A 20,379-nucleotide genomic window follows, 5' to 3' on the forward strand; every position below is an offset into this window, starting at 1 on the left:
CTAACAATTAAAACAACACAATCATGAAAGTAAATTTTAATCAAGCATTTAAGAGTTTCGATGGAACGACGATCACCGAAACAGTCGAAGACGATAAGGGTGTAAAAACTAAGGACAAGATGATTTCTACGATGGTAGCATCATTTCTCTTTTTGGGTGAGGGGTTAACCTCGGTAGAAGAAAAAATGATGGCTGCAAATTTGTCCCAACGTATTTACACAGCTAAAGAGCCGATCGAAATCAGTTTAGAAGAAGCGGCCCTTATCAAAAAATTGGCAGGAAATCTCATCGCCGGGGCATATGCTCAGGTTGTAAACCTATTAGAAAATAGCTCTAAAAAATAAACGACATGCAAATCAGTAGTGATAAAAGAGAACGAATAGGGGTAACAGAGGTGTCAGCTGGAGTAATTAACACCTATACATTTACCCAGGAAGCCGGGCAGGAAGTGACAGATATCAATATCGTTTCGTCCAAATCTGGAAATAAAGTAGCTGGAACTCATTACATGGGTACCTCCAACCGGTTGTTGATTGACGTGACGGATTATAAGTATCTGACGAAAGACGAGCGTAAAGCTATCATATCCACCTTGCTGGGTGATATTGATAATATCCTGGCAGAGAATAAAACAAATGAAGAATGATGAATCTAACGGACAACGAAATACAAGAGCTGGGCCGGTTGATCCTTGATTGGCTCCAAGCGCAAGCGCAGGGCGTAGGAGATGGCGATGTTGAAGTGGTCGGTACCCTGGCAAACATTAACTCTCTGCTAGCTTATCAGAAAACCGGTACGCTGGTTAAAATCGTCGAGGCGCCGCTATCCCTGTTAGGCGTCGGCATGCAACGAACGGAAACACATCTTCAGTGGAAATTGGGGGCGGGTGCCTGGCAGAACATTATTCCACTCTCTGACCTGATGGGTAAGGATTTTAAGTTTTCAGACTTTACTCCGGAACAATTGGCTTTGCTTACGTTGACCTTCGAAAAGCTGACTCCGGAAGAAAAGGAAAGTTTGAAACTGAAATTTGCCGACCTGTCAGAAGCCGACATTGCTCTGCTCCAGAAGCCGGCTACCGATGCCGCCAAAATTGTCACCGACAAGATGGCTCAGATCGAGCAAACCGCTGATCGGAAAATAGCAGACTTGACAACCTTTGAAACTACGGCCAAAGAACAGGAAGCTGATCGTGTTGACGCAGAGAAGAAACGAAAAGCCGAGGAAGGAATACGGAAGACCGACGAAGCTACCCGTAAATCAGACTTTGAGAAGATTAAAACGGATGCTGGAGAAGCGACAGAAAATGCTAATGCCTCTGCTGCGAATGCCGATGAAAAAGCAGGATTGGCGAATACCGCTGCTGATTTGGCAGATAAAGCAACAAAGAACGCTGATGATGCTGCCGGAGCCGCGAATAGAGCCGCCGAACAGGCTATTACTGAAGCCGGGAAAGCTACCGACGCTGCTGAGTTAGCCGAAGAAAAAGCTGGATTGGCGAATACAGCTGCTGAGCTGGCGAAAAGGTCCGCTGTGAATGCCGATGAAAAAGCGAAAGAAGCTGAAAAACAGGCAGATTTAGCAAGTAAGGCTACAGAGAATACGGAGAAAGCAACAAAGAATGCCAACGACGCTACTGGAGTCGCAAATGATGCAGCGGAATTGGCTAAAACTGCTGCCAGGAATGCCACAGATGCCGCTGTTCTAGCGGAAGAAAAAGCGGGAGTCGCGAATGCCGCTGCAGAATTAGCTACTTCGTCTGCCGTGGCCGCTCAAGAAACCGCTGATCATCCGACTTATGTCGGTGACAATTTCTATGTCTACAAATGGAACAAGGAGACAAAGGCTTATGATAAGACAAATGTCTTTGTAAAGGGAGATGGTTTCTCAGTCAAGAAAGTGTATCCTTCCATTTCAGTCATGAACGCTGACCTGGATAATCCTGATATCAAGGAAGGCGACTTCGTCCTTATCAATACCAATGATGTAGAAGATCCGGATAACGCTCAATTGTACAGTCGTACCGAAACGGGGTTCAATTTTCTCGTTGATATGTCAGGGCCAATAGGGTTTACCGGTAAGACACCACAGTTCTCGATCGGAAATGTATCAAAAGGTGATGATCCTGCAGTATCCCTATCTCTTGACGGAACCGATCCGGATGGTAATCCCAAAAACAAATTGAATTTCGTATTACCGAAGGGAGATACTGGTAATGTCGGTCCCGTTGGCCCGGTAGGCCCAGAAGGCAAACAAGGGCCAATAGGTCCGAAAGGTGATACCGGTGCCGCATTTACCTATGACATGTTTACTCCGGAACAGCTAGCCTTATTGGTAGGTCCTGTCGGTCCAATTGGCCCGAAGGGTGAAAAGGGTGACAAAGGTGATAAAGGTGACAAGGGAGATCAGGGGATACAAGGTATTCAGGGGCCAATCGGTCCCAAAGGTGAGATCGGCTTAACTGGCTCGGCAGGAGTAAAAGGCGATAAAGGAGATACTGGTGCCCAGGGTCCGCAGGGCTTACGCGGTGAAAACGGTATATCCTGCGACTGGCAGTGGTCCGGCACCAGTTTGCGTATCTACGGAGCTTCCGGGTGGAGTAGCTATGTAAATTTACTTGGCCCTCAAGGTCCGAAGGGCGACACTGGAGCGACTGGACCCGCTGGCGCTAAAGGAGCAACCGGAGCAACTGGTCCGCAAGGTCCTGCCGGTGCTCGTGGAGCGACTGGTCCAGCCGGGTCAAATGGCTCTAATGGAGTTTCCTGCGACTGGCAGTGGTCAGGAACCAGCTTGCGGATTTACGGTGCATCCGGTTGGAGCAGCTACGTAAACCTTAAAGGCGCAACGGGGGATAGAGGCGCTACAGGTGCAACCGGTCCTCAAGGTCCCAAAGGAGATACAGGTGCACGCGGTGCAACTGGAGCAACCGGACCGCAAGGCCCTAAAGGGGATTCTGGTGTATTTGATGGGGGTACGGTAAGTAGTACTATCTATTTTAACTTTTCGGGAGCTATGATTTATAGCCGGTATACAAATGGAGGATGTGGTGTTCAGGCAACACAGACATCAATGCAGTTATATACGGGGCAAGGATCGGCTAAAGTCTCAATGGTAAATGGTGGTACTGAAATGTTTTATACGACATCATCTATTGTAGCTGCTGCCAAATCCGTTACGGTAGTATCTGATATGCGGTACAAAAACATGATACGTCCGTTCGAATCCGTACTGGATAAGATCAATAGGCTTAATCCATTTTACTTTTACTATAAAGGAGATGAGCCAGACAATGTGTATGGAGGTTTGTCGGCGCAAGAGTTGTTGACCGTTTATCCTGAATTTGTCAGACACTTAGACGATCATTATTCGGTCGATTATGGGAGCCTCACAACCTGTATAGCCATTAGGGGGATACAGGAACTACTTGAAAGAATAGAAAGTTTAGAACAAAAAATATCAGCGTAAAATGAAGAAAGAAGAAATTGTGAATTTGAATCGTACACTATTGTATGTGTCGTTCGGAAACATGAGTAAGGCTGGCAAATCAGCCATGATGCGTAATTTGGTCCGGTTGGGAAAACACTCGAAGGAAATCGAGGAAGCTATGAAGATCGCTTTCGATAAGTTCAAACCGGCCGGCTTGGATGATCTTATGAAGAAGAAAGATCGGTCCGAAAAAGAACAGAAAGAACTTGATGGCCTGACAAAGAAATTTGACAATGATATCAGGGAATACACATCTGAGTTTCTGGCCGAGGAGGTTGAGATCGAGATGCACTATATTTCAGAGGTTGACTTCGATGACCTGGTTGATGCCACTTCTAAAGCAACGAAAGAATTGACTGCCGGTAATTTTATGTACTTACACGAATATTTAGTAAAGGAGGGATAACGATGGAAGATAAAGATAAAAGATACGCGTATTTCGTGATGTCTCATACAGTTGATACGGATAGAGGACGTCAGTTTATTTGGCCGATTGAACCTGATCCGGCCATGGGTAAAGATTTTTGTGAAAAGATTAAGCAAGAACATGATGATATTCGTAAGTGGATGAGAGATAATCCGGACAAAGTAACCTTAGCAGAACATGGTTTTTATCTGAATAAAATTCAGAAGTGCTGTTGGTTACATAAATGCGCTAGTCACCGTTGTTTCTCATTGAATGAGTGCTACGGTGACGGAAATCATCCAGGGTGTTATGCTGGTCCCGGTCCAGAGGGTCCAGCAGGACGAGTAAGTGGTCCTGGTTTAAAAGGATTAGCAGAATGATCTTAGGCTTTATCATATTCGAAATAGTATTCTGGGTACTGCACTATATAGGTACCCGGAATATCAAATCTGATGTTGATTTGTGGAATGATGAACAAGAATAACGTAATACTTGTATTAAGCAAAAGAATCAAACACCTTGATTCCTTGTTGTCGATCTTGATCAAGAACATGGGCATAAACTAATGTTTGTCTGATATTACTATGTCCCATGATTTCTTTTAAAGTATTGATATCTTTCGTTTTTCGTAAAAAAATGGTTGCGAAAGTATGACGTCCGAATTTTGCACAAAGTTCTCTTTTTATACCGGCAGCAGAAGCTATAATCTTTAATTTCTCGTTTATTTTTTGGTCAGAGATCATGCCTTCCCATAAAGTTCCGGATTTTCTGTTCTTGCGTTTATGGTTAATTATTTGTCGGAGTGGTTCTGAAATAGGGACTCTTACTACTCGTGGTCGTATGTTTACCATTTTACCGCGCATGTACCAAAATTCAGAATCCCCAATCTGATCAATCTGTAAGGATTTAGCATCAGATATATGTAATGAACTGAAGCACATGAAAAGGAAAAATTCTAATACATCGTGAGTTGTTCCTGTAAATATATGTTGATGATACATCTTAACAAGTGTAACTAATTCTTGCTCTTCTAAGGATTCTGCATTGGTGTCCATTGCACCTCGGAGTTTAACATTTTTGATAGGACTCTCTTTTATGATCTCTTTTTTTATGGCTTCATTGATATATACAGCAATGATTCCGATTGTTTTATTAATAGTGATTTCTTCATTACCTCGTTTGTTTCTAAGGTAAAGAACAAAACGGCGAAACAGGTCAGTTGTTAGTTGGTCGAATGATAACTCTTGTTGAAATGCTTTTAGTTTATTTATACTGGAACGATGTTTCTTTTGTGTGGCACTGGCTACTTCCTGAAACCGTAATCGTTGATATTCCTCACAAAATTCATAAAAATCCTGATGATTTCTGGGAGAGTTATATTCTTTCCAGAATAAATCAGGTGTTAAGCGTTCTTTCCGTAAACGATAGCAGACGAGTATATCATTGATAGTTGCTTTTATGTTTGATATGATCAGGTTCTTATCAGATGCAAATTCATATGATTTTTTGATTATACCGCTCTCCTTATCGAAATAAGTAGGGGGGACACTAATGCGTGTCGGAACCTCTATTTTTTCACGATTGATATAAAAACTAATGTAAACAGGAGCTTCTCCATGTTTGTTAACTCTTTTCTGTGATACGTTAAATGTTGCCATATATTTACCTACAATATTAGTTTTACCTACATTGAATAATGAATATTTGTGAATTTATTTTATGAACATGCTTGTATGTGATTGATATGCCATAAAACAACAAGGGCGACATCCCTTGCGGAATGTCGCCTTTGTGAATAGCTGTTAAATTGTGGAGCATATCGGACTCGAACCGATCACCTTTAGACTGCCAGTCTAACGCTCTAGCCAGATGAGCTAATGCCCCGTTGTTTTATTTTCGAGTGCAAATATAGAGTTTTTCCTGATATTAGCACTATCTTTGTGTAAGAAATTTAGAGAAAAAGAATATGATCGTTTATAATACAACATTTAATATAGAGAATGATATCCTTGCCGAGTGTATTGAGTATCTGAAAAAGAGTTATATACCCCGTGCGGCAGCTAGCGGGTTTCTGCGGACACCTTATCTGCGTCGTATTTTACAGGACGAGACGGAGGATGCAACCAGCTATTCGGTTCAGTTTCATGTAAAGAATCCGGAAACGCTGGAGTATTGGATGCAGTCCGAAGGCCGTGACCTGCAACAGGAGCTAGTGAACCGTTTCGGAACAAAGCTGGTGGGCTTCAGTACCTTATTGGAGGAAATAGACCTGGAGTCATGACGAAAGACCGTGTCATATTGGGTATCGACCCCGGAACAATCGTGATGGGATACGGCGTTCTGAAGATTGAAGGAAATAAACCGAAGCTCGAAGCCATGGGCGTTCTTCAACTGAATAAGTACGAAGACCATTACTTGCGTTTGAAAAAGATATTCGAACGGGTACTGGCCCTTATCGACCAGTATCACCCTGACGAATTGGCAATCGAAGCACCGTTCTTTGGGAAGAACGTACAGAGTATGTTGAAGCTGGGAAGGGCGCAAGGTGTTGCTATGGCAGCAGCATTGGAACGCGAAATTCCTATCTTTGAATATGCACCGTTGAAGATCAAGATGTCTATTACCGGTAACGGAAATGCAGCCAAAGAACAGGTGGCGGGAATGTTGCAACGTTTTCTGCATATCCCTCAGGAGTCGATGTTGCCTCAGCTGGATGCAACCGACGGATTGGCAGCTGCTGTTTGTCATTATTTCCAGACAAATAATCCGATTTCGGAGAAGAAGTATAGCGGATGGAAAGATTTCATGGCAAAGAATCCCGGTAAAGTACGGAAGTAAGTAGAGATTACAGCATAAAAAAACTCCGGTCCTTGGTTAACAGGAACCGGAGTTTTTTTATTGGGGAAAGAAATTATCTTTTGCCAAGTTCATGATCCAGAAGGATGGCATGATGTTCGCCGTACATCTTCAACTTGTCGACGATTGCTTTTGCTGTCGATTCTTCTTCTACCTGTTCGCGAACGAAACCATATAAAAAGTCTTTAGCTGCATGATCGTTGTCTGCTTCAGCAATATCGACCATCTTGTCAATCAGTTCTGATACATGTACTTCGTGTTTGTAGACATGTTCGAATACTTCCAGTGGAGTACCCCATGCAGTCGGAACGACATTGATCTGGTTGATGACGATGTCGCCTCCGCGGTCGATAGCGAAATCGATCATTTTGTGGGCATGTTCCATCTCTTCTTCAGCCTGTTTCCGCATCCAGTGTGCACAACCGTTCAGTCCTGCTTTCTGGAAATAGATCGACATCGACAGGTACAGGTTTGAAGACCACATTTCAGCTTCTACCTGTTCATTGAAAGCCTTTGATAAGTTCTTACTTAAGATCATAATATTTTACTTTTATTGAGTTGTATTTGTATAAAATTGGTCACAAAAAGTGTGCCAGACTATTTTATACAATACCTTGTGCCATCATGGCTTTGGCAACTTTCATGAAGCCGGCAATGTTGGCACCTTTCACATAGTTCACATAATTACCGTCTTTACCGTGGGCGACACATTGTTCGTGGATGGCGCCCATGATCTGATGCAATCTGGCATCCACTTCATCGGCAGTCCAGGAGATATGCATGGCATTCTGTGTCATTTCCAGTCCAGAAGTAGCTACGCCGCCGGCATTAACCGCTTTGCCCGGGGCAAATAGTTGTTTGTGTTCGATAAACAGGTCGACTGCTTCGGCTGTACATCCCATGTTGGAAACTTCGGCAACGCATAATGTTTTGTTCTCGATCAGCTTACGTGCATCGTCGGCATCCAGTTCGTTCTGTGTGGCGCAGGGTAGGGCGATATCCACTTTCTGTTCCCAGGGCTTCTTACCGGGATAGAAAGTAGCGTTGGGATATTCGTCGGCATAAGGAGCTACGATATCGTTGCCACTGTTACGCAGTTCCAGCATGTATTCGATTTTATCACCCGAAATACCGTCCGGATCATAAACATATCCGTCCGGACCGGAGATGGTTACGACTTTGGCTCCCAATTCGGTCGCTTTCTTCGTTGCTCCCCAGGCCACATTTCCGAAACCGGAAACGGCAATTGTCTTACCTTTTATATCTATGCCGTGAGTTTCAAGCATTTGATGTACGAAATATAAAGCACCGTATCCGGTTGCTTCCGGACGAAGGATCGAACCTCCGAACTCCATGCCTTTACCTGTAAAAGTACCGGTGTTTTCGCGGGCCAGTTTTTTGTACATGCCATACATATAACCGACTTCACGTCCGCCAACGCCAATGTCGCCTGCCGGAACATCGCGGTCCGGTCCCAGGTTACGCCACAGTTCCATGATGAAAGCCTGGCAGAAACGCATGATTTCTGCGTCGCTCTTGCCACGGGGAGCAAAATCGGAACCACCTTTACCGCCGCCCATCGGCAGAGTTGTCAGCGCATTTTTGAATGTTTGCTCGAAGCCCAGGAACTTCAGGATAGATAAGTTTACCGACGGGTGGAAACGGATTCCTCCCTTATACGGGCCAATCGCATTATTAAATTGTACGCGATATCCTAAATTAACTTGCACTTCACCTTTATCGTCTACCCAAGGTACACGGAAAGTAAAAATGCGTTCGGGTTCAACCAACCGTTCGATGATTTTGGCTTTCTCGAACTCTGGATGCTGGTTATAAACCTCTTCTATTGATAAAAGAACTTCTTTCACGGCCTGCAAGTACTCTTTTTCACCCGGGTGCTTTGCTTCCAGTGCAGATAAAATAACTTCTGTCTTCATAGCGTTTCTTGCTTTTAGGAATAACAATGTGTAGGCAAATGTAGCGAATCCTATGGAATGACCAAGTGTTTTGCTTACTTTTTGATAGTGAAAATTATGTTTTTGATGCATATTTTGGAATAGAGAGAGGAAGTAGAGCTTCTGAAAGTGGTTGTTCGTTTGAAGTTTTTCGGTTATTTGTGGTGATTGGGATATGATTATGTAACCTACCTAGCATATTTTTCCTTATTTTTGGGCGCATATAATTCTATGAAATCATTATGAGCGGAATACCGGACTTTCAGAACCTTGTGTTTAAAGACACATCATTCGCCAATCTAATGAATAAGCGTATATATAATGTACTGCTTATCGCTACAAAATACGACGCCTTTATGCTGGAAGACGACGGACGGGTAGATGAACAGATATTCAATGAATATACCTCACTCAGCCTGCGTTATCCTCCCCGTTTTACTCAGGTGACAACGGAAGAAGAGGCGCTTGCCGAACTAAAAGATCGTAATTTCGAATTAATCATCTGCATGCCGAATATGGATAACCGCGATATTTTTGCGGCGGCAAAGGAGATAAAGATACATTATCCGAATATCCCGATCGTGGTGCTCACGCCTTTCTCGAAAGAGGTCTCCAAACGTATTGCCAATGAAGACCTGAGTGCGATAGATTACGTATTCAGTTGGCTGGGTAATGCCGAGCTGCTGTTGGCTATTATCAAACTGATTGAGGATAAGATGAATGCACCCGACGATACGGCAAGTGTCGGGGTACAGATCATCTTGCTGGTGGAAGACTCCATCCGTTTCTATTCGTCCGCTTTGCCCCATCTGTATAAATTCGTCTTGGAACAGAGCCAGATGTTTGCAAAGGAAGCGCTGAACGGTCATCAGCAGACGCTTCGTATGCGTGGTCGTCCCAAAATCAAGCTGGCCCGTACTTATGAAGAGGCTGTCCGTATTTTCAATCAATACCGGGATAATATGCTCGGTATCGTTTCGGATATGAGCTTTATGCACGACGGGGTGAAAGATCCCTATGCCGGGTACAAGTTCGGACAGTATGTCCGCAAGACCGGATTGATCATTCCTTTTGTGCTGGAATCGTCCGAGTCGAGTAATAAAGTATATGCCAAAGAGTTGGGAGCCTCGTTTATCGATAAGAATTCAAAAAGCTACCCGCAGGATTTGCGTAAGAAGATCATGCAGCGTTTCGGGTTCGGTGACTTTGTGATCCTGAATCCGCAGACGAAGGAAGAGATTATGCGTATCAAAGATTTGAAGGACTTGCAAAAGAAAGTGTATCAGATTCCCGACGATTCGCTGGTCTATCACCTTTCGCGCAACCATTTCTCCCGTTTCTTTTATTCGCGTGCCATGTTTCCGCCGGCAGAAGTGTTGAAGCGGGTCGATGTAAGCGATTATAAGGATATGGATGAAGCACGTAAGCTGATATTCGACCTGATTGTACAGTACCGTCGCATGAAGAACTCCGGTGTCGTGGCTATTTATCAGAAAGACCGTTTCGACGAATACAGTAACTTTGCCCGTATCGGTGACGGTTCGTTGGGAGGAAAGGGTAGAGGACTGGCCTTTATGGGCGCTATGGTCAAGCGTTATCCCAAACTGGAGACGGAGAACTTTAACACGAATATTCCGAAGACCGTTGTGATCTGTACGGATATTTTCGATGAGTTCATGGAGACAAACGAACTTCTGCCCGTCGCCCTGAGTGATGCGGATGACGAAACGATACTGAAATACTTTCTCCGTGCCAGTCTGCCGGCCAGTTTGATCGATGATCTGATGGCATTCTTCGATGTGGTGAAAAGCCCGATAGCCGTCCGTTCGTCCAGTTTGCTGGAAGATTCGCATTATCAACCTTTCGCCGGGATTTATTCTACCTATATGATTCCCCGGTTGGAAGATAAATATGAAATGCTCCGCCTGCTGAGCGATGCGATCAAGGCGGTTTATGCTTCCGTCTTTTACCGTGACAGTAAGGGATATATGACTGCTACGTCCAACCTGATCGATCAGGAAAAGATGGCGATCGTTTTGCAGGAAGTGGTGGGAAACCGTTACAACGATCATTTCTACCCGACTATCTCCGGCGTGGCCCGTTCGCTGAATTTCTACCCGATCGGTAACGAAAAGGCGGAAGACGGAATTGCTAATATTGCCCTCGGTCTGGGTAAATATATCGTAGATGGCGGACAGACGTTGCGTTTCTCTCCCCGTCATCCGCACAATATCTTGCAGATGAGTACGATGGATTTTGCTCTCCGTGAGACGCAAACCCGTTTCTATGCACTCGACCTGAAGAACCTGGCAGAACAGTTCTCTATCGATGATTCGTTTAACTTGCAACGATTGGGACTGAAGGAAGCCGATGCGGACGGTTCCCTGAAATATATTGTTTCCACTTATGATCCGTATGACCAGATTATCCGTGACGGTTATTATCCCGGTGGTCGTAAGATCCTGTCGTTCGTAAATATTCTCCAACACGACGTTTTCCCTCTGGCGAAGACGTTGGATGAGTTACTTCGCATCGGGCAGGCCGAGATGGGACGTCCTGTTGAAATAGAGTTTGCGGTAAATGTCGATCCGAACAACCACGACAAGGCAACTTTCTATCTCCTTCAAATTCGTCCGATTGTCGATAATAAGGAAATCATGGATGAAGACCTGACGCAAGTCGGTAATGAGGAAACGATCCTTTCGTCTACCAGTGTGCTCGGTCATGGCATCGTGACGGATGTGCAGGATATTATCTATGTAAAGAGCGGTGCTTTCAACTCGTCGAACAACCAGTTGATTGCCTATGAAATAGAAAAACTGAACCGTCGTTTTACGGAAGAAGAGAAGAATTACGTGCTGGTCGGTCCCGGACGTTGGGGAAGCAGTGATCATTGGCTGGGGATTCCGGTGAAGTGGCCGCATATCAGCAATGCCCGTGTAATCGTGGAGTGTGGTTTGGAAAATTATCGTGTCGACCCGAGCCAGGGAACGCATTTCTTCCAGAACCTGACATCCTTTGGTGTCGGATATTTCACCATCAACCCGTTCAAAGGAGACGGCTGGTTTGACGAGGAGTATCTGAATGCCTTGCCGGCTGTCGAGGATACCGAATATCTGCGGCATATCCATTTCGACAAGCCGATCGTCATTAAGATGGACGGGAAGAAGAGTTTGGGTGTGGTACTTAAGCCGGAATGATAAAAGGAAGACGGAGCTTTGCTATAAGGCTCCGTTTTTTATCGTATTTTGACTACTTCGTGAAGAATAGGAGTCTCACAAGTCTCAAGAGTCTCACCCCCATTTTTGAAAATGCGTCTTTTTTCGAAATGATGCGTAATTTATTCATATATAATAATATAAGGTCTATTTTGAGGATGAAAATCAAGCATGGAAATCTTTTTTTACTGTTTGCTCCGGACATTTTCAATGAGTAGTTACCCGTTCTTTCACCGATGCCTATCCGTTATCTCACCGGTGCCTACCCGTTTTGTTTCCGGTGCTTATTCGTTCTTCATACTATGCTTACTCAATATGACTGTAATAACCATATTCCAATAAAAGAAATTTGTCCAGGACTTTAATAAAAAAAGGAACAAATTGAAGAGGTAAAGAAAGAAAAAGTGAATGTAATATATTGTGTTTTAGGAGTATAAGTAAATTTGTGTTTGTGCGGACGAGAATGCGTAAAAAGAAAAAGGGGGGGTGAGACTGATGAGACTTGTGAGACTCTTTTCAATTACTCCTTTGTTTTTGTAACGAAGAAAGTGTGTCATCTGTGTGCATGTTTAGTGCATTTTTGACACAATTCCTTCGTTGAATATAATGTAGATCGGTTAGTCTTTCTTTTTAATAAAGTCTGACGGATAATTCACCTTGTTGATGATTTCATTGCCTTTCAGGCGTATCCAGGTTTTGAAACCATTCTCACCTTCTGTCATTTCGATCACGCGGGCACCGTTTGTCAGGTTGTTGTAAACAGTGTTGCCACCGGTATAACGACCGTAAGCCAGCAGGATGCCTTTCCAGTAAACGGCATAATCGTCGTCGTGGTCGTGACCAACGAATACTCCCTGTATATCGCCCATTTCTTTCATGGAAGCGAACAGTCCGGAGTTGAGTTGCGGGGCGCAAGCCTTTTCCTTACGTGTTCCTACCAGAATGGCTGTTTCGTCGGAAGCCGCCTGGTTGTATTCCGGCAGAGCGATATGGAAGAATGCCAGTGAAGGAATCGGGGTACCTCCGTTCTGTTTGGTGTATTTGGCACTGTTCTCACGATACCATTGGATCTGGTCGAATTTGATATAATCGTATCCGCCGATGCCGTTGATCTGGGAGTATGAATGTGAATCCATGCAATAGAGGATGGTAGCATCCTTACTTCCATCCGATGATTTGATCGGTAGGATATAATTGCTTGCTCCCGATACACCTTTTACAGAATCTGTCAGGTTGTAAGGGATCGTTTTAATGATGTCGAATAGCTCGGTGCGTGTCAGACCCTGCTCGTTGTCGTGATTACCGAATGTGATTCCAAAAGGAATCTTACGGTCGGAGGCCAGTTTTAAGACTTTCCGCATGCCTTCTTCGGCTGGTTTTCCGTAGATCACATCGCCGGTGAAAAGAACCAGGTCCGGTTTTTCAGCATCCAGCACTTCATTGATCCTTTCAATCGAAATGGCCGATTTAGGATTCTCATATATATAATGTACGTCAGTAAACTGGACGATCTTGAACTTTCCGTCTTTATTGAACTTCAGTGACGGCTGTTGGGCATTACCGTTCAACAGGCCACCCAACAGGAATAATGCACTTATAAATAACTGTTTCATTGTTTTCTCTTATTTATTTGAATACCGGCATCGGACGTCCGATCCATACCTGAGGCTGAGTCAGACCTAATAATTTAGCCAGTGTGGAGGCACAGTCGAATTGCATCATGCTGATGTCGTCAAAGCAATAGCCTTTCTTTACGTTCTTTCCTGCAATGATGAACGGAGTTTCCATCTCCTGCATAGTCTTGCCTCCGTGTCCTTTGTTGATACCGCCGTGGTCGGCTGTGATAACGAAAATAGTTTCATCCATCATGCCGGCTTTTTTTACTGCTTCAACGATCTGTCCGATATAGCCGTCCAGTTCTTTCAGCGTTTTGTAGTAAGAAGGGGTGTCATGTCCGTCTGCATGACCTACATGATCCGGATTATCAAAAATTACGGCAAACAAATTGGGCTTTTTTTCAGTAATATATTTAACAGCCATTTCAGTCAGAGCCGTTGGATTTTTATTGTAATCCGGTCCCTGGGCATGATAACTGAGTGCCAGTGTGTCTACCAGATATTTGATGCCGTCCCAGTCATAGATACAACCGATCTCTGCTTTCGGGGCGGCGTCGCGGTATAGCTGGAATACTGTCGGGAAGATGCCGTGCTGATTCAGTTCGCGTGAAGGAAGTTCAGGTGTTTTAGAGCCCCATTCGGTATATCCGTGAATCTCCGGACCTGCTCCCATAAACATGGAAGCCCAGTTCACTGCACTGGATGAAGGTAAAACGGAACGTTTTTTCAAGGTATAAGAACCGTCTTTCATAAACTGCTTGGTGACGGGCATCTCTGCTTTTTCCACACTATAAGCACCCCAGCCGTCCAGGCCGATCCAGATTACGTGTTTGGCTTTTGGTTTGGCAGCAAAAGCCGAACTGATTGTAACGATGGCTAAAACCAGAATAAGTAATAAATTTCTTTGTTTCATGATATGTGTTTAAATTTTGTATTAGTTCACCAAAGGTATGTATAATTGGCTCGAATACCCAATTATCATAAGTTCTTTTATCATTATTTTATAGTAATATCGAATTGATCGTACGACTCGGTTCTCCAGGATTTATCAGCTGTTGTCGGGGAGATAGCGAAGAGGGGAGAGAATGTTTTTATCTTGATCGTCTGTCCGTCAGGCATAAACTCCATAATCCGTAACCAACCGTCACCTCCGTTGCCATGCCAGAAACCGTCTGCGGTCTGGGCGTTGAACATCATCTGTGGAATATCTTTGCCGGCTGCATTCTTTTCGATACTGAAACCTACATTATCTTTATACGGAGCAATTTCACATTCATGTCCGCAAATGACCATGCATATGTTTTTGGACGGATAGACCAGCTTTTGCCAGATGGCTTCCCCATAGTTTGCCGGAGATATTTTATAGTTCTCTTTCAGGCGCCGTTTTCCTTCGGCGGTCAGATAGGAGTGAGTCAATAGGATCACTTTATGATCGGTATATTTGGGTTTCTCCGTTACTGCTTTTGCCCATTCGATAGCTTCGTCACGTGGGGCGAACTCTAAAGAGATCACCAGGATTTTGCCCCATGTTTCCGTATTGAATTCATAAGCAGCATTTTCGAGTGTCGGGATTCCCTGGTAGTTGTTTCCTACTTCGACCAGTGAGTTTCTCCAGCAGGAGTTTCTTTCTGACGGGAAGTATTCCGGTAGACGGCACAGACGGTTCTCTGCTTTTTCATATCCGTAATCATGGTTTCCGGTACAGACAACATAAGGCAGTTTATTATCCAGTCGGGCAAAGGCTTGCGAAGCAGCTTTCCATTGTTCTTCGCTGGTCTGGTTGCCGTTCACTCCGTCAGGGATACGGATTTCGTTCTGCTCTACCAGATCGCCGGTACAGAGCACAGCTTCGATATTGAGTCTCTCCTTATTGTTTGCCGTCCACGCGGTCATCAGTTCGAACAAAGGCTGGTTGACATCGAATTTCGTGTAACTTTGCGGATCAGGGAACAGAATCATGGAAAATGATTTGTCGTCCGTTAATTTGGGTTGCACAGGCTGAACCTGTGCGGTAATTGCTGCCAGATTGAATAGGCCGGCGGCGAATAAAAGAAGTCCTTTTTTCATGTGTATTTAGTTTTTAAATTGTAGTTATTTCTCGGATGGTGATATTATTTCAAAGACAGTCAGGACAGCAGCATGATCGGAAGCCCAGACATCATCGATCTCCGGTGCTGTTTTTACTATTTTGGAAGAAACAGCTTTGATATTCTTTCCTTTGTAATAGAGAAAGTCAATACGGCTGACCTGTAGTTGTCCGTAAATAACGGCAAATGTCCCTTCCGGGCGGGCTACTTCATCCGGATTGATTTCACGGAAGCTGTCTTTAAATCCTTCGTCCAACATATATTGCGAGATAGGGAAAGGTACGGGACCATATCCGAAATGTATGGGTGCAGCTGCTTGGGTCCAGTCCAGATGGCTGCAAGAGTTAAAGTCACCTCCGATAATAATGGGAGTATCGTCATCCGTCAGATAAGGTTTCGTATCCTTTTCCATAATATGTTGCATATCCGCCAAACCGCGTAGGGCATCTTCTGCCACCCAAACCGAAGTGTTATGTCCTATATTGGGGTAATTGCAGGAATATTCCGGGTTATAAGCATAACGTAACCAGCAGGCGTTAACTAATAGTTGTCGGTTGCCGGGTAATGTCAGTTTCACAGGGTTGGAGTTGAAACTCTTCTTTGTCGGTATAACTTCAGTTATAGGATAACGGCTGAAGAGAACCAGATTGTCTTTCAGGGAAGGTGTTTGCATGTAATATCCCAGTGAGTCTTTGATCCGTTGCTGACCTCCGTAGCCTTCCTGCATGGTAACAATATCGGCATTGGATGCCTTTACGAGATCTATAACCCGGCTGAGACCGTCATTCCCGACATGAACACCTCCGTGCCAGATATTCCATTGCAGGACTTTCACGATGTTGGGATTGTTTTTGCTGCTTTCCGTGATTCTTTTTTCAATGATACCGTCACTAACTTCCGGAGTATATCCGGTTTTTTCCAGTTTGAAAGAAGGTACGGATATTTTTATTTTGTTACCGGCGATGGCTTTTTCTGCTATATCGGCTGTGACCAATAAATAATTGATACCAGGAGTCAGTGTTACGACACCCTGTTCGTCTTTAAAAGTCATTTTCTTTTGAGGCTTTTCTCCTTTGCCGAATAATTCGGTTTTGACTCCTGACCGGGCAGTTTTTCCCGTATAATATACGTGAAGACTGTTTATATCGGATAAAGCAGTCGTTTCAGATAAATCAAGAGAAAGTTCTGTCAGGCGTAACGGGGCCTGGCTTCCGATAACGGCTATTCTTAATTTAAGGATCTGATCATCCAGACTTCCCTGGTCGACGTCCCATTCGCTATCGATGACGACTGCGTTGAATAATTCCTGTTGTTTATCCGGTTTTATGAATTTGGGGTTATCGTTTACTACGGTATAGGCCAGTGGAACAGTACCGTTATATTTGTTTCTGCCGTTTCTCAGGTGGTATCCCAAGTCACCTTTTCCCACCCAGTTGGTTGAAACATCTTCGATACCGTCATCGAAGTTATAGTAGGCAACCAGCGTGCCAAACTGGGGATGAGTCGGTTCAAGCGGTTTCCCCATCCACTCTTTTAATGTTTCGGTTGATACTGCCGAGTTCCATATGCGGACTTCATCCATTAACCCGCCGAACGTAGTCGGTTCACCTTCATTTACACCAATTGCTCCAGGCAATACGGATATGGCAGTCGTTTTACTGTCGACAACTTCTCCATCCAGATACAGCTTGGTGACAACTCCGTCACAACTTAATGCCACATGATGCCACTGGTCATCCAATACATCTTCCGACCATAAATCAGCCCATGTGTTATGCAGCCTGCCATTCTCGATAACAAGCGGCAGATAATCCGCTATATTCAACAGGCTGTATTCTCCTCCCCCGAAGATAACTTCAAGATCTTTCCATGAATTATCATCGCCCTTGATCCAAGTCTCCAGTGTCCATGAGTCTTTCAGGATACCGATGCCGGTACGGACATTGTTATCTTGCCCGTCCAGGTGAAGGGCAAGATTATCGTTTGAGGCGTGTATAAAAGATAAATTTGTAAAAAGGCTGATAAATAAAAGAGTGAATATGTATTTCATGGTATTTTATTTTAATGTTTTAGTTTGAAGGTCGCCAGGACTACTTTATGATCTGTTGGCCATGTTCCCGCAGGTTGTATAAATTTGTCCTTGCTGTTTTCTTTAGCACGTTCACCTCGGATTATAGATTTCCGGGGACCTACCACGGCGGCATCTATTAACTTTAATTTTTTGTTAGGTTTGAAATAGATAAAATCAATACGGTCTCTTTCATCGGCTTCCGGAGCCCAGGCCAGTTTTTTTACATCGACATCGGGATTGTCTGAAGGAAATGTGAAACCGGGATGTGTCACAGGATCAGGATATACTTCACGATAAGCATCTTTAAACCCGTTTTCCTCCAAAAGGACAGAACAATCCCAGCGTACGACCGTTCCATTGTGATCCCACAGGTCTTTTGTGTTATCCTTCCAATCCAGATGGGACGGTTCATTGAAGTCTCCTCCCAGGAGGATGATATTCCCTTTTTCATTTTCGACATCTTCGATTACTCCCCGGATAGCTTCGTCCCGTAAGGATTCATTATTGGCCTTTTCTATTTCCTGGGAGTCAAGAACCGGTGCGTCCAGTTTTTTCCAGGTAACGCCACTGTATCCGCGTGGCAGATAACAGGCGTAATGCGTATAATCCAAATGGGCGGAATAGACGACAATGGTCTGCCCTTCGATTTCGATACGGGCTTTGAGAACTGACCCTGCATCATTTTTGAGAGGATAATTTGGCCGTTGTTCCTGTATTTTGTATTTAGAAAGTATACCGACATCCAAAGTACTGGTTTCACCGTAATAATTAACACCTCTGTCTTTTAATGCCTGCAAAATGCGCGGAATAAATTGTTTACCGTGGTAGTTTCTTACTTCACTGAACAGGACAATATCTGGAGACAACCGACTGACTTCGTCTGCTATGGCATCGAACCCACCATCCACCATCGTACCTTCCTGCCAGATATTCATTTGCAGAACAGTCAATTCTTTACTTTTTCCATAAAGCGTACAAGAACAAATCAATAGAATTAGAAGTATAAAATTGTATTTTCTCATGATATTCAAAGTGTATAATAAAGATGTACTCTATGAAAAATAGAGCGACCTATATTCAAAGAGTACATCAAAAGTAGTAATATAAATTGATTATTTAATTATCCACATAATTTTGTTTACATCCTCGGAACCTCCCCATTGGCGGTTAACAGCATTGATCAGTTGCTCTTTATTGTAGTTTGTCTCAGATTCAGGATATAACCATCTTACTGGTATTTTATATTTGTCGTCATTCAAGTTTGTTTCCGGGTTGATCGGTAATTCCGGATAACCTGTACGTCTGTAATCATAATAAGAGTCCCAAGCAAGGTGGAAATAAGAAGCTAAGAATGCTTGCATCCATATTTGTTTAAGCCGGTCGAGTGATGTTCCGTTTGTAGCATAGGCTACATCTTCTCCTTTTAGATATTGGGTGATATACTCGTCTGTGATGGTCATTCCTTGATTATATTCAGGAGAAGAAACCGTTGTGCGAACGAATTCAAAAGAGGCGCGGATACCTTTTTCATAATAATTTTGAGCAGAACCGCTGATCCATCCTCTTTCAGCAGCTTCAGCCAATACAAAATTCATATCAGCATATCCCAATCGTATAGAAGGTACTCCGACATAATCTGTGCGATAAATATCGTTGGGGCGGCAATGCATTTTGTTAGAGATCTTTTTCTGTTCCGTGTTGAATAATCCTGCGGCTTCAACTCCCTGATACGCATTCCAATCATTTTTTTCCAACAGGGTTTCGCCTTTCGGCAGATATATTGGATCTGTCAGAGCCTGCATCGGGGCAAAATAAGAGAATAACCGATAATCTTTGTACTTTTTCAGCGGATCGATTAAAGTGGTTGTTCCTGCATACACATTGATACTTCTTGTTAGATCCTGATGAAAAGGATTTTTCTGACCATCTTTATTGGAATAAGTAACCTGGAGGTTGTCATCATTTCCTTCAAAAAGATTTCCTTCTTTTACAATTTGTGCAAATTTTTCTTTGATCTGTAATTCAGGTGTGTCATCCGCTCTTTTCTGTAAAGCCATTAATACTTTCAGGCGGAGCACATTGGTCGCTTTTCTCCATTTAGCAGGATCGCCATTGTAAAATGGATCGCCGCTGATACCTTCCGTCGCTTTGGCAAAATGACTGTCAGCCTGTTCCAGATCATCGAGTATCCCTTTGAATACCTCTTTTTGTTCATCATATTTAGGATATCTGAACTCATTGACTTGAAGCGCTTCACTATAGGGTATGTCTCCCATATCCATTGTTGTCCGGTAAAATGCCCAACCTTTTAAATAATAATAGAGTCCGGTATAAGCATCTTTATTGGATTCAGAGGCTAATTCAACCATTTTCTGTGCATTGGTAAGTCCCTGTATGGCGCTGAAGCTCCCTTTTTCCACACGATTGTATTGATAATTATCCATTTGTTCTCCCCAGAACATGCGTTTGCACATGAATTCATTATTGTCGCTACTTGCAGATTTTACATGATCCAGTATCACTTTAGTGGCAAGCAGTGCCGGGGTAACTTTTGTTGTGGCGTCAGGATTGGTATTCAGATCATCAAAAGATGATGTACATCCATTCCAGATTATAGATATTCCTATTGCACTGAAAGCAAATAAAGATTGCTTTATATATTTCATTGTTTTCATATATTTTAC

17 protein-coding genes and 1 tRNA gene are annotated in these 20,379 nt (G+C 43.7%); 8 read left to right on the plus strand and 10 right to left on the minus strand.

The annotated features are described in order from the left end of the window. The first annotated feature begins 23 nt into the window (after positions 1-23). From C825_RS09200 to C825_RS09220, 5 genes are read left to right on the plus strand one after another with little or no spacing between them, the layout of a single operon-like run. The gene (locus tag C825_RS09200; RefSeq protein ID WP_010802264.1) at positions 24-344 is read left to right on the plus strand and encodes a hypothetical protein; all 321 of its coding nucleotides are present in this window, start codon (positions 24-26) and stop codon (positions 342-344) included. A gap of 5 nt (positions 345-349) precedes the next feature. Beyond that, the gene (locus tag C825_RS09205; RefSeq protein ID WP_010802265.1) at positions 350-646 is read left to right on the plus strand and encodes a hypothetical protein; all 297 of its coding nucleotides are present in this window, start codon (positions 350-352) and stop codon (positions 644-646) included. Beyond that, the gene (locus C825_RS09210; protein ID WP_010802266.1) at positions 643-3,465 is read left to right on the plus strand and encodes a tail fiber domain-containing protein; all 2,823 of its coding nucleotides are present in this window, start codon (positions 643-645) and stop codon (positions 3,463-3,465) included. The genes C825_RS09205 and C825_RS09210 overlap by 4 nt, the downstream gene beginning before the upstream one ends. 1 nt (position 3,466) lies before the next feature. Then, on the plus strand, positions 3,467-3,892 hold the full coding sequence (locus C825_RS09215) for a hypothetical protein (RefSeq protein ID WP_010802267.1): 426 nt from the start codon (positions 3,467-3,469) through the stop codon (positions 3,890-3,892). A gap of 2 nt (positions 3,893-3,894) precedes the next feature. After that, positions 3,895-4,272, plus strand: a complete 378-nt coding sequence (locus C825_RS09220; RefSeq protein WP_010802268.1) for a hypothetical protein — start codon at positions 3,895-3,897, stop codon at positions 4,270-4,272. Positions 4,273-4,389: 117 nt separating this feature from the next. On the opposite strand, the gene C825_RS09225 is transcribed toward C825_RS09220, so the two are convergent. Beyond that, positions 4,390-5,550: a site-specific integrase gene (locus C825_RS09225; RefSeq protein ID WP_010802270.1), complete on the minus strand. Its 1,161-nt coding sequence runs from the start codon at positions 5,548-5,550 to the stop codon at positions 4,390-4,392. Between the two features lie 152 nt (positions 5,551-5,702). Further along, positions 5,703-5,776: transfer RNA gene (locus C825_RS09230), tRNA-Ala, on the minus strand. 82 nt (positions 5,777-5,858) lie between these two features. Here C825_RS09230 and C825_RS09235 point away from each other — a divergent pair. Both C825_RS09235 and ruvC read left to right on the plus strand, forming a co-directional pair. After that, a complete protein-coding gene (locus C825_RS09235) occupies positions 5,859-6,173 on the plus strand; it encodes a DUF4286 family protein (RefSeq protein ID WP_007657297.1) in 315 nt (104 codons plus the stop codon). Next, positions 6,170-6,730 (plus strand): crossover junction endodeoxyribonuclease RuvC, encoded by a 561-nt coding sequence (gene ruvC, locus C825_RS09240; protein ID WP_007657299.1) that lies wholly within the window; start codon positions 6,170-6,172, stop codon positions 6,728-6,730. The genes C825_RS09235 and ruvC overlap by 4 nt, the downstream gene beginning before the upstream one ends. A gap of 73 nt (positions 6,731-6,803) precedes the next feature. On the opposite strand, the gene C825_RS09245 is transcribed toward ruvC, so the two are convergent. After that, the gene (locus C825_RS09245; RefSeq protein ID WP_007657301.1) at positions 6,804-7,286 is read right to left on the minus strand and encodes a ferritin; all 483 of its coding nucleotides are present in this window, start codon (positions 7,284-7,286) and stop codon (positions 6,804-6,806) included. 64 nt (positions 7,287-7,350) lie between these two features. After that, complete coding sequence (gene gdhA, locus C825_RS09250; RefSeq protein ID WP_010802271.1) at positions 7,351-8,685, minus strand: NADP-specific glutamate dehydrogenase; 1,335 nt, start codon at positions 8,683-8,685, stop codon at positions 7,351-7,353. A 260-nt stretch (positions 8,686-8,945) separates the two neighbouring features. Here gdhA and C825_RS09255 point away from each other — a divergent pair, with 260 nt between their 5' ends. After that, positions 8,946-11,903, plus strand: coding sequence for a PEP/pyruvate-binding domain-containing protein (locus C825_RS09255; RefSeq protein WP_010802272.1), 2,958 nt, complete (start codon positions 8,946-8,948; stop codon positions 11,901-11,903). Positions 11,904-12,538: 635 nt separating this feature from the next. On the opposite strand, the gene C825_RS09260 is transcribed toward C825_RS09255, so the two are convergent. The 6 genes from C825_RS09260 to C825_RS09285 form a co-directional block, all read right to left on the minus strand. Beyond that, on the minus strand, positions 12,539-13,534 hold the full coding sequence (locus C825_RS09260; protein WP_010802273.1) for a metallophosphoesterase family protein: 996 nt from the start codon (positions 13,532-13,534) through the stop codon (positions 12,539-12,541). A 13-nt stretch (positions 13,535-13,547) separates the two neighbouring features. After that, the gene (locus C825_RS09265; RefSeq protein ID WP_007657316.1) at positions 13,548-14,450 is read right to left on the minus strand and encodes an alkaline phosphatase family protein; all 903 of its coding nucleotides are present in this window, start codon (positions 14,448-14,450) and stop codon (positions 13,548-13,550) included. A gap of 83 nt (positions 14,451-14,533) precedes the next feature. Next, a complete protein-coding gene (locus C825_RS09270; protein ID WP_007657319.1) occupies positions 14,534-15,604 on the minus strand; it encodes a metallophosphoesterase in 1,071 nt (356 codons plus the stop codon). A 24-nt stretch (positions 15,605-15,628) separates the two neighbouring features. Then, on the minus strand, positions 15,629-17,674 hold the full coding sequence (locus C825_RS09275; RefSeq protein ID WP_010802274.1) for a BNR-repeat neuraminidase N-terminal domain-containing protein: 2,046 nt from the start codon (positions 17,672-17,674) through the stop codon (positions 15,629-15,631). 11 nt (positions 17,675-17,685) lie between these two features. Continuing rightward, the gene (locus C825_RS09280) at positions 17,686-18,717 is read right to left on the minus strand and encodes an endonuclease/exonuclease/phosphatase family protein (RefSeq protein WP_044214764.1); all 1,032 of its coding nucleotides are present in this window, start codon (positions 18,715-18,717) and stop codon (positions 17,686-17,688) included. A gap of 90 nt (positions 18,718-18,807) precedes the next feature. Then, the gene (locus C825_RS09285; protein ID WP_010802276.1) at positions 18,808-20,370 is read right to left on the minus strand and encodes a SusD/RagB family nutrient-binding outer membrane lipoprotein; all 1,563 of its coding nucleotides are present in this window, start codon (positions 20,368-20,370) and stop codon (positions 18,808-18,810) included. Positions 20,371-20,379 lie beyond the last annotated feature (9 nt).

Source organism: Parabacteroides sp. ASF519 (assembly GCF_000364265.2).
GTDB classification, from domain to species: Bacteria; Bacteroidota; Bacteroidia; order Bacteroidales; family Tannerellaceae; genus Parabacteroides; species Parabacteroides goldsteinii.

Coding starts and splice junctions, on each gene's coding strand:
- C825_RS09200 (WP_010802264.1), top strand. CDS start 24: ATGAAAGTAAATTTTAATCAAGCATTTAAGAGTTTCGATGGAACGACG.
- C825_RS09205 (WP_010802265.1), top strand. CDS start 350: ATGCAAATCAGTAGTGATAAAAGAGAACGAATAGGGGTAACAGAGGTG.
- C825_RS09210 (WP_010802266.1), top strand. CDS start 643: ATGATGAATCTAACGGACAACGAAATACAAGAGCTGGGCCGGTTGATC.
- C825_RS09215 (WP_010802267.1), top strand. CDS start 3,467: ATGAAGAAAGAAGAAATTGTGAATTTGAATCGTACACTATTGTATGTG.
- C825_RS09220 (WP_010802268.1), top strand. CDS start 3,895: ATGGAAGATAAAGATAAAAGATACGCGTATTTCGTGATGTCTCATACA.
- C825_RS09225 (WP_010802270.1), bottom strand. CDS start 5,550: ATGGCAACATTTAACGTATCACAGAAAAGAGTTAACAAACATGGAGAA.
- C825_RS09235 (WP_007657297.1), top strand. CDS start 5,859: ATGATCGTTTATAATACAACATTTAATATAGAGAATGATATCCTTGCC.
- ruvC (WP_007657299.1), top strand. CDS start 6,170: ATGACGAAAGACCGTGTCATATTGGGTATCGACCCCGGAACAATCGTG.
- C825_RS09245 (WP_007657301.1), bottom strand. CDS start 7,286: ATGATCTTAAGTAAGAACTTATCAAAGGCTTTCAATGAACAGGTAGAA.
- gdhA (WP_010802271.1), bottom strand. CDS start 8,685: ATGAAGACAGAAGTTATTTTATCTGCACTGGAAGCAAAGCACCCGGGT.
- C825_RS09255 (WP_010802272.1), top strand. CDS start 8,946: ATGAGCGGAATACCGGACTTTCAGAACCTTGTGTTTAAAGACACATCA.
- C825_RS09260 (WP_010802273.1), bottom strand. CDS start 13,534: ATGAAACAGTTATTTATAAGTGCATTATTCCTGTTGGGTGGCCTGTTG.
- C825_RS09265 (WP_007657316.1), bottom strand. CDS start 14,450: ATGAAACAAAGAAATTTATTACTTATTCTGGTTTTAGCCATCGTTACA.
- C825_RS09270 (WP_007657319.1), bottom strand. CDS start 15,604: ATGAAAAAAGGACTTCTTTTATTCGCCGCCGGCCTATTCAATCTGGCA.
- C825_RS09275 (WP_010802274.1), bottom strand. CDS start 17,674: ATGAAATACATATTCACTCTTTTATTTATCAGCCTTTTTACAAATTTA.
- C825_RS09280 (WP_044214764.1), bottom strand. CDS start 18,717: ATGAGAAAATACAATTTTATACTTCTAATTCTATTGATTTGTTCTTGT.
- C825_RS09285 (WP_010802276.1), bottom strand. CDS start 20,370: ATGAAAACAATGAAATATATAAAGCAATCTTTATTTGCTTTCAGTGCA.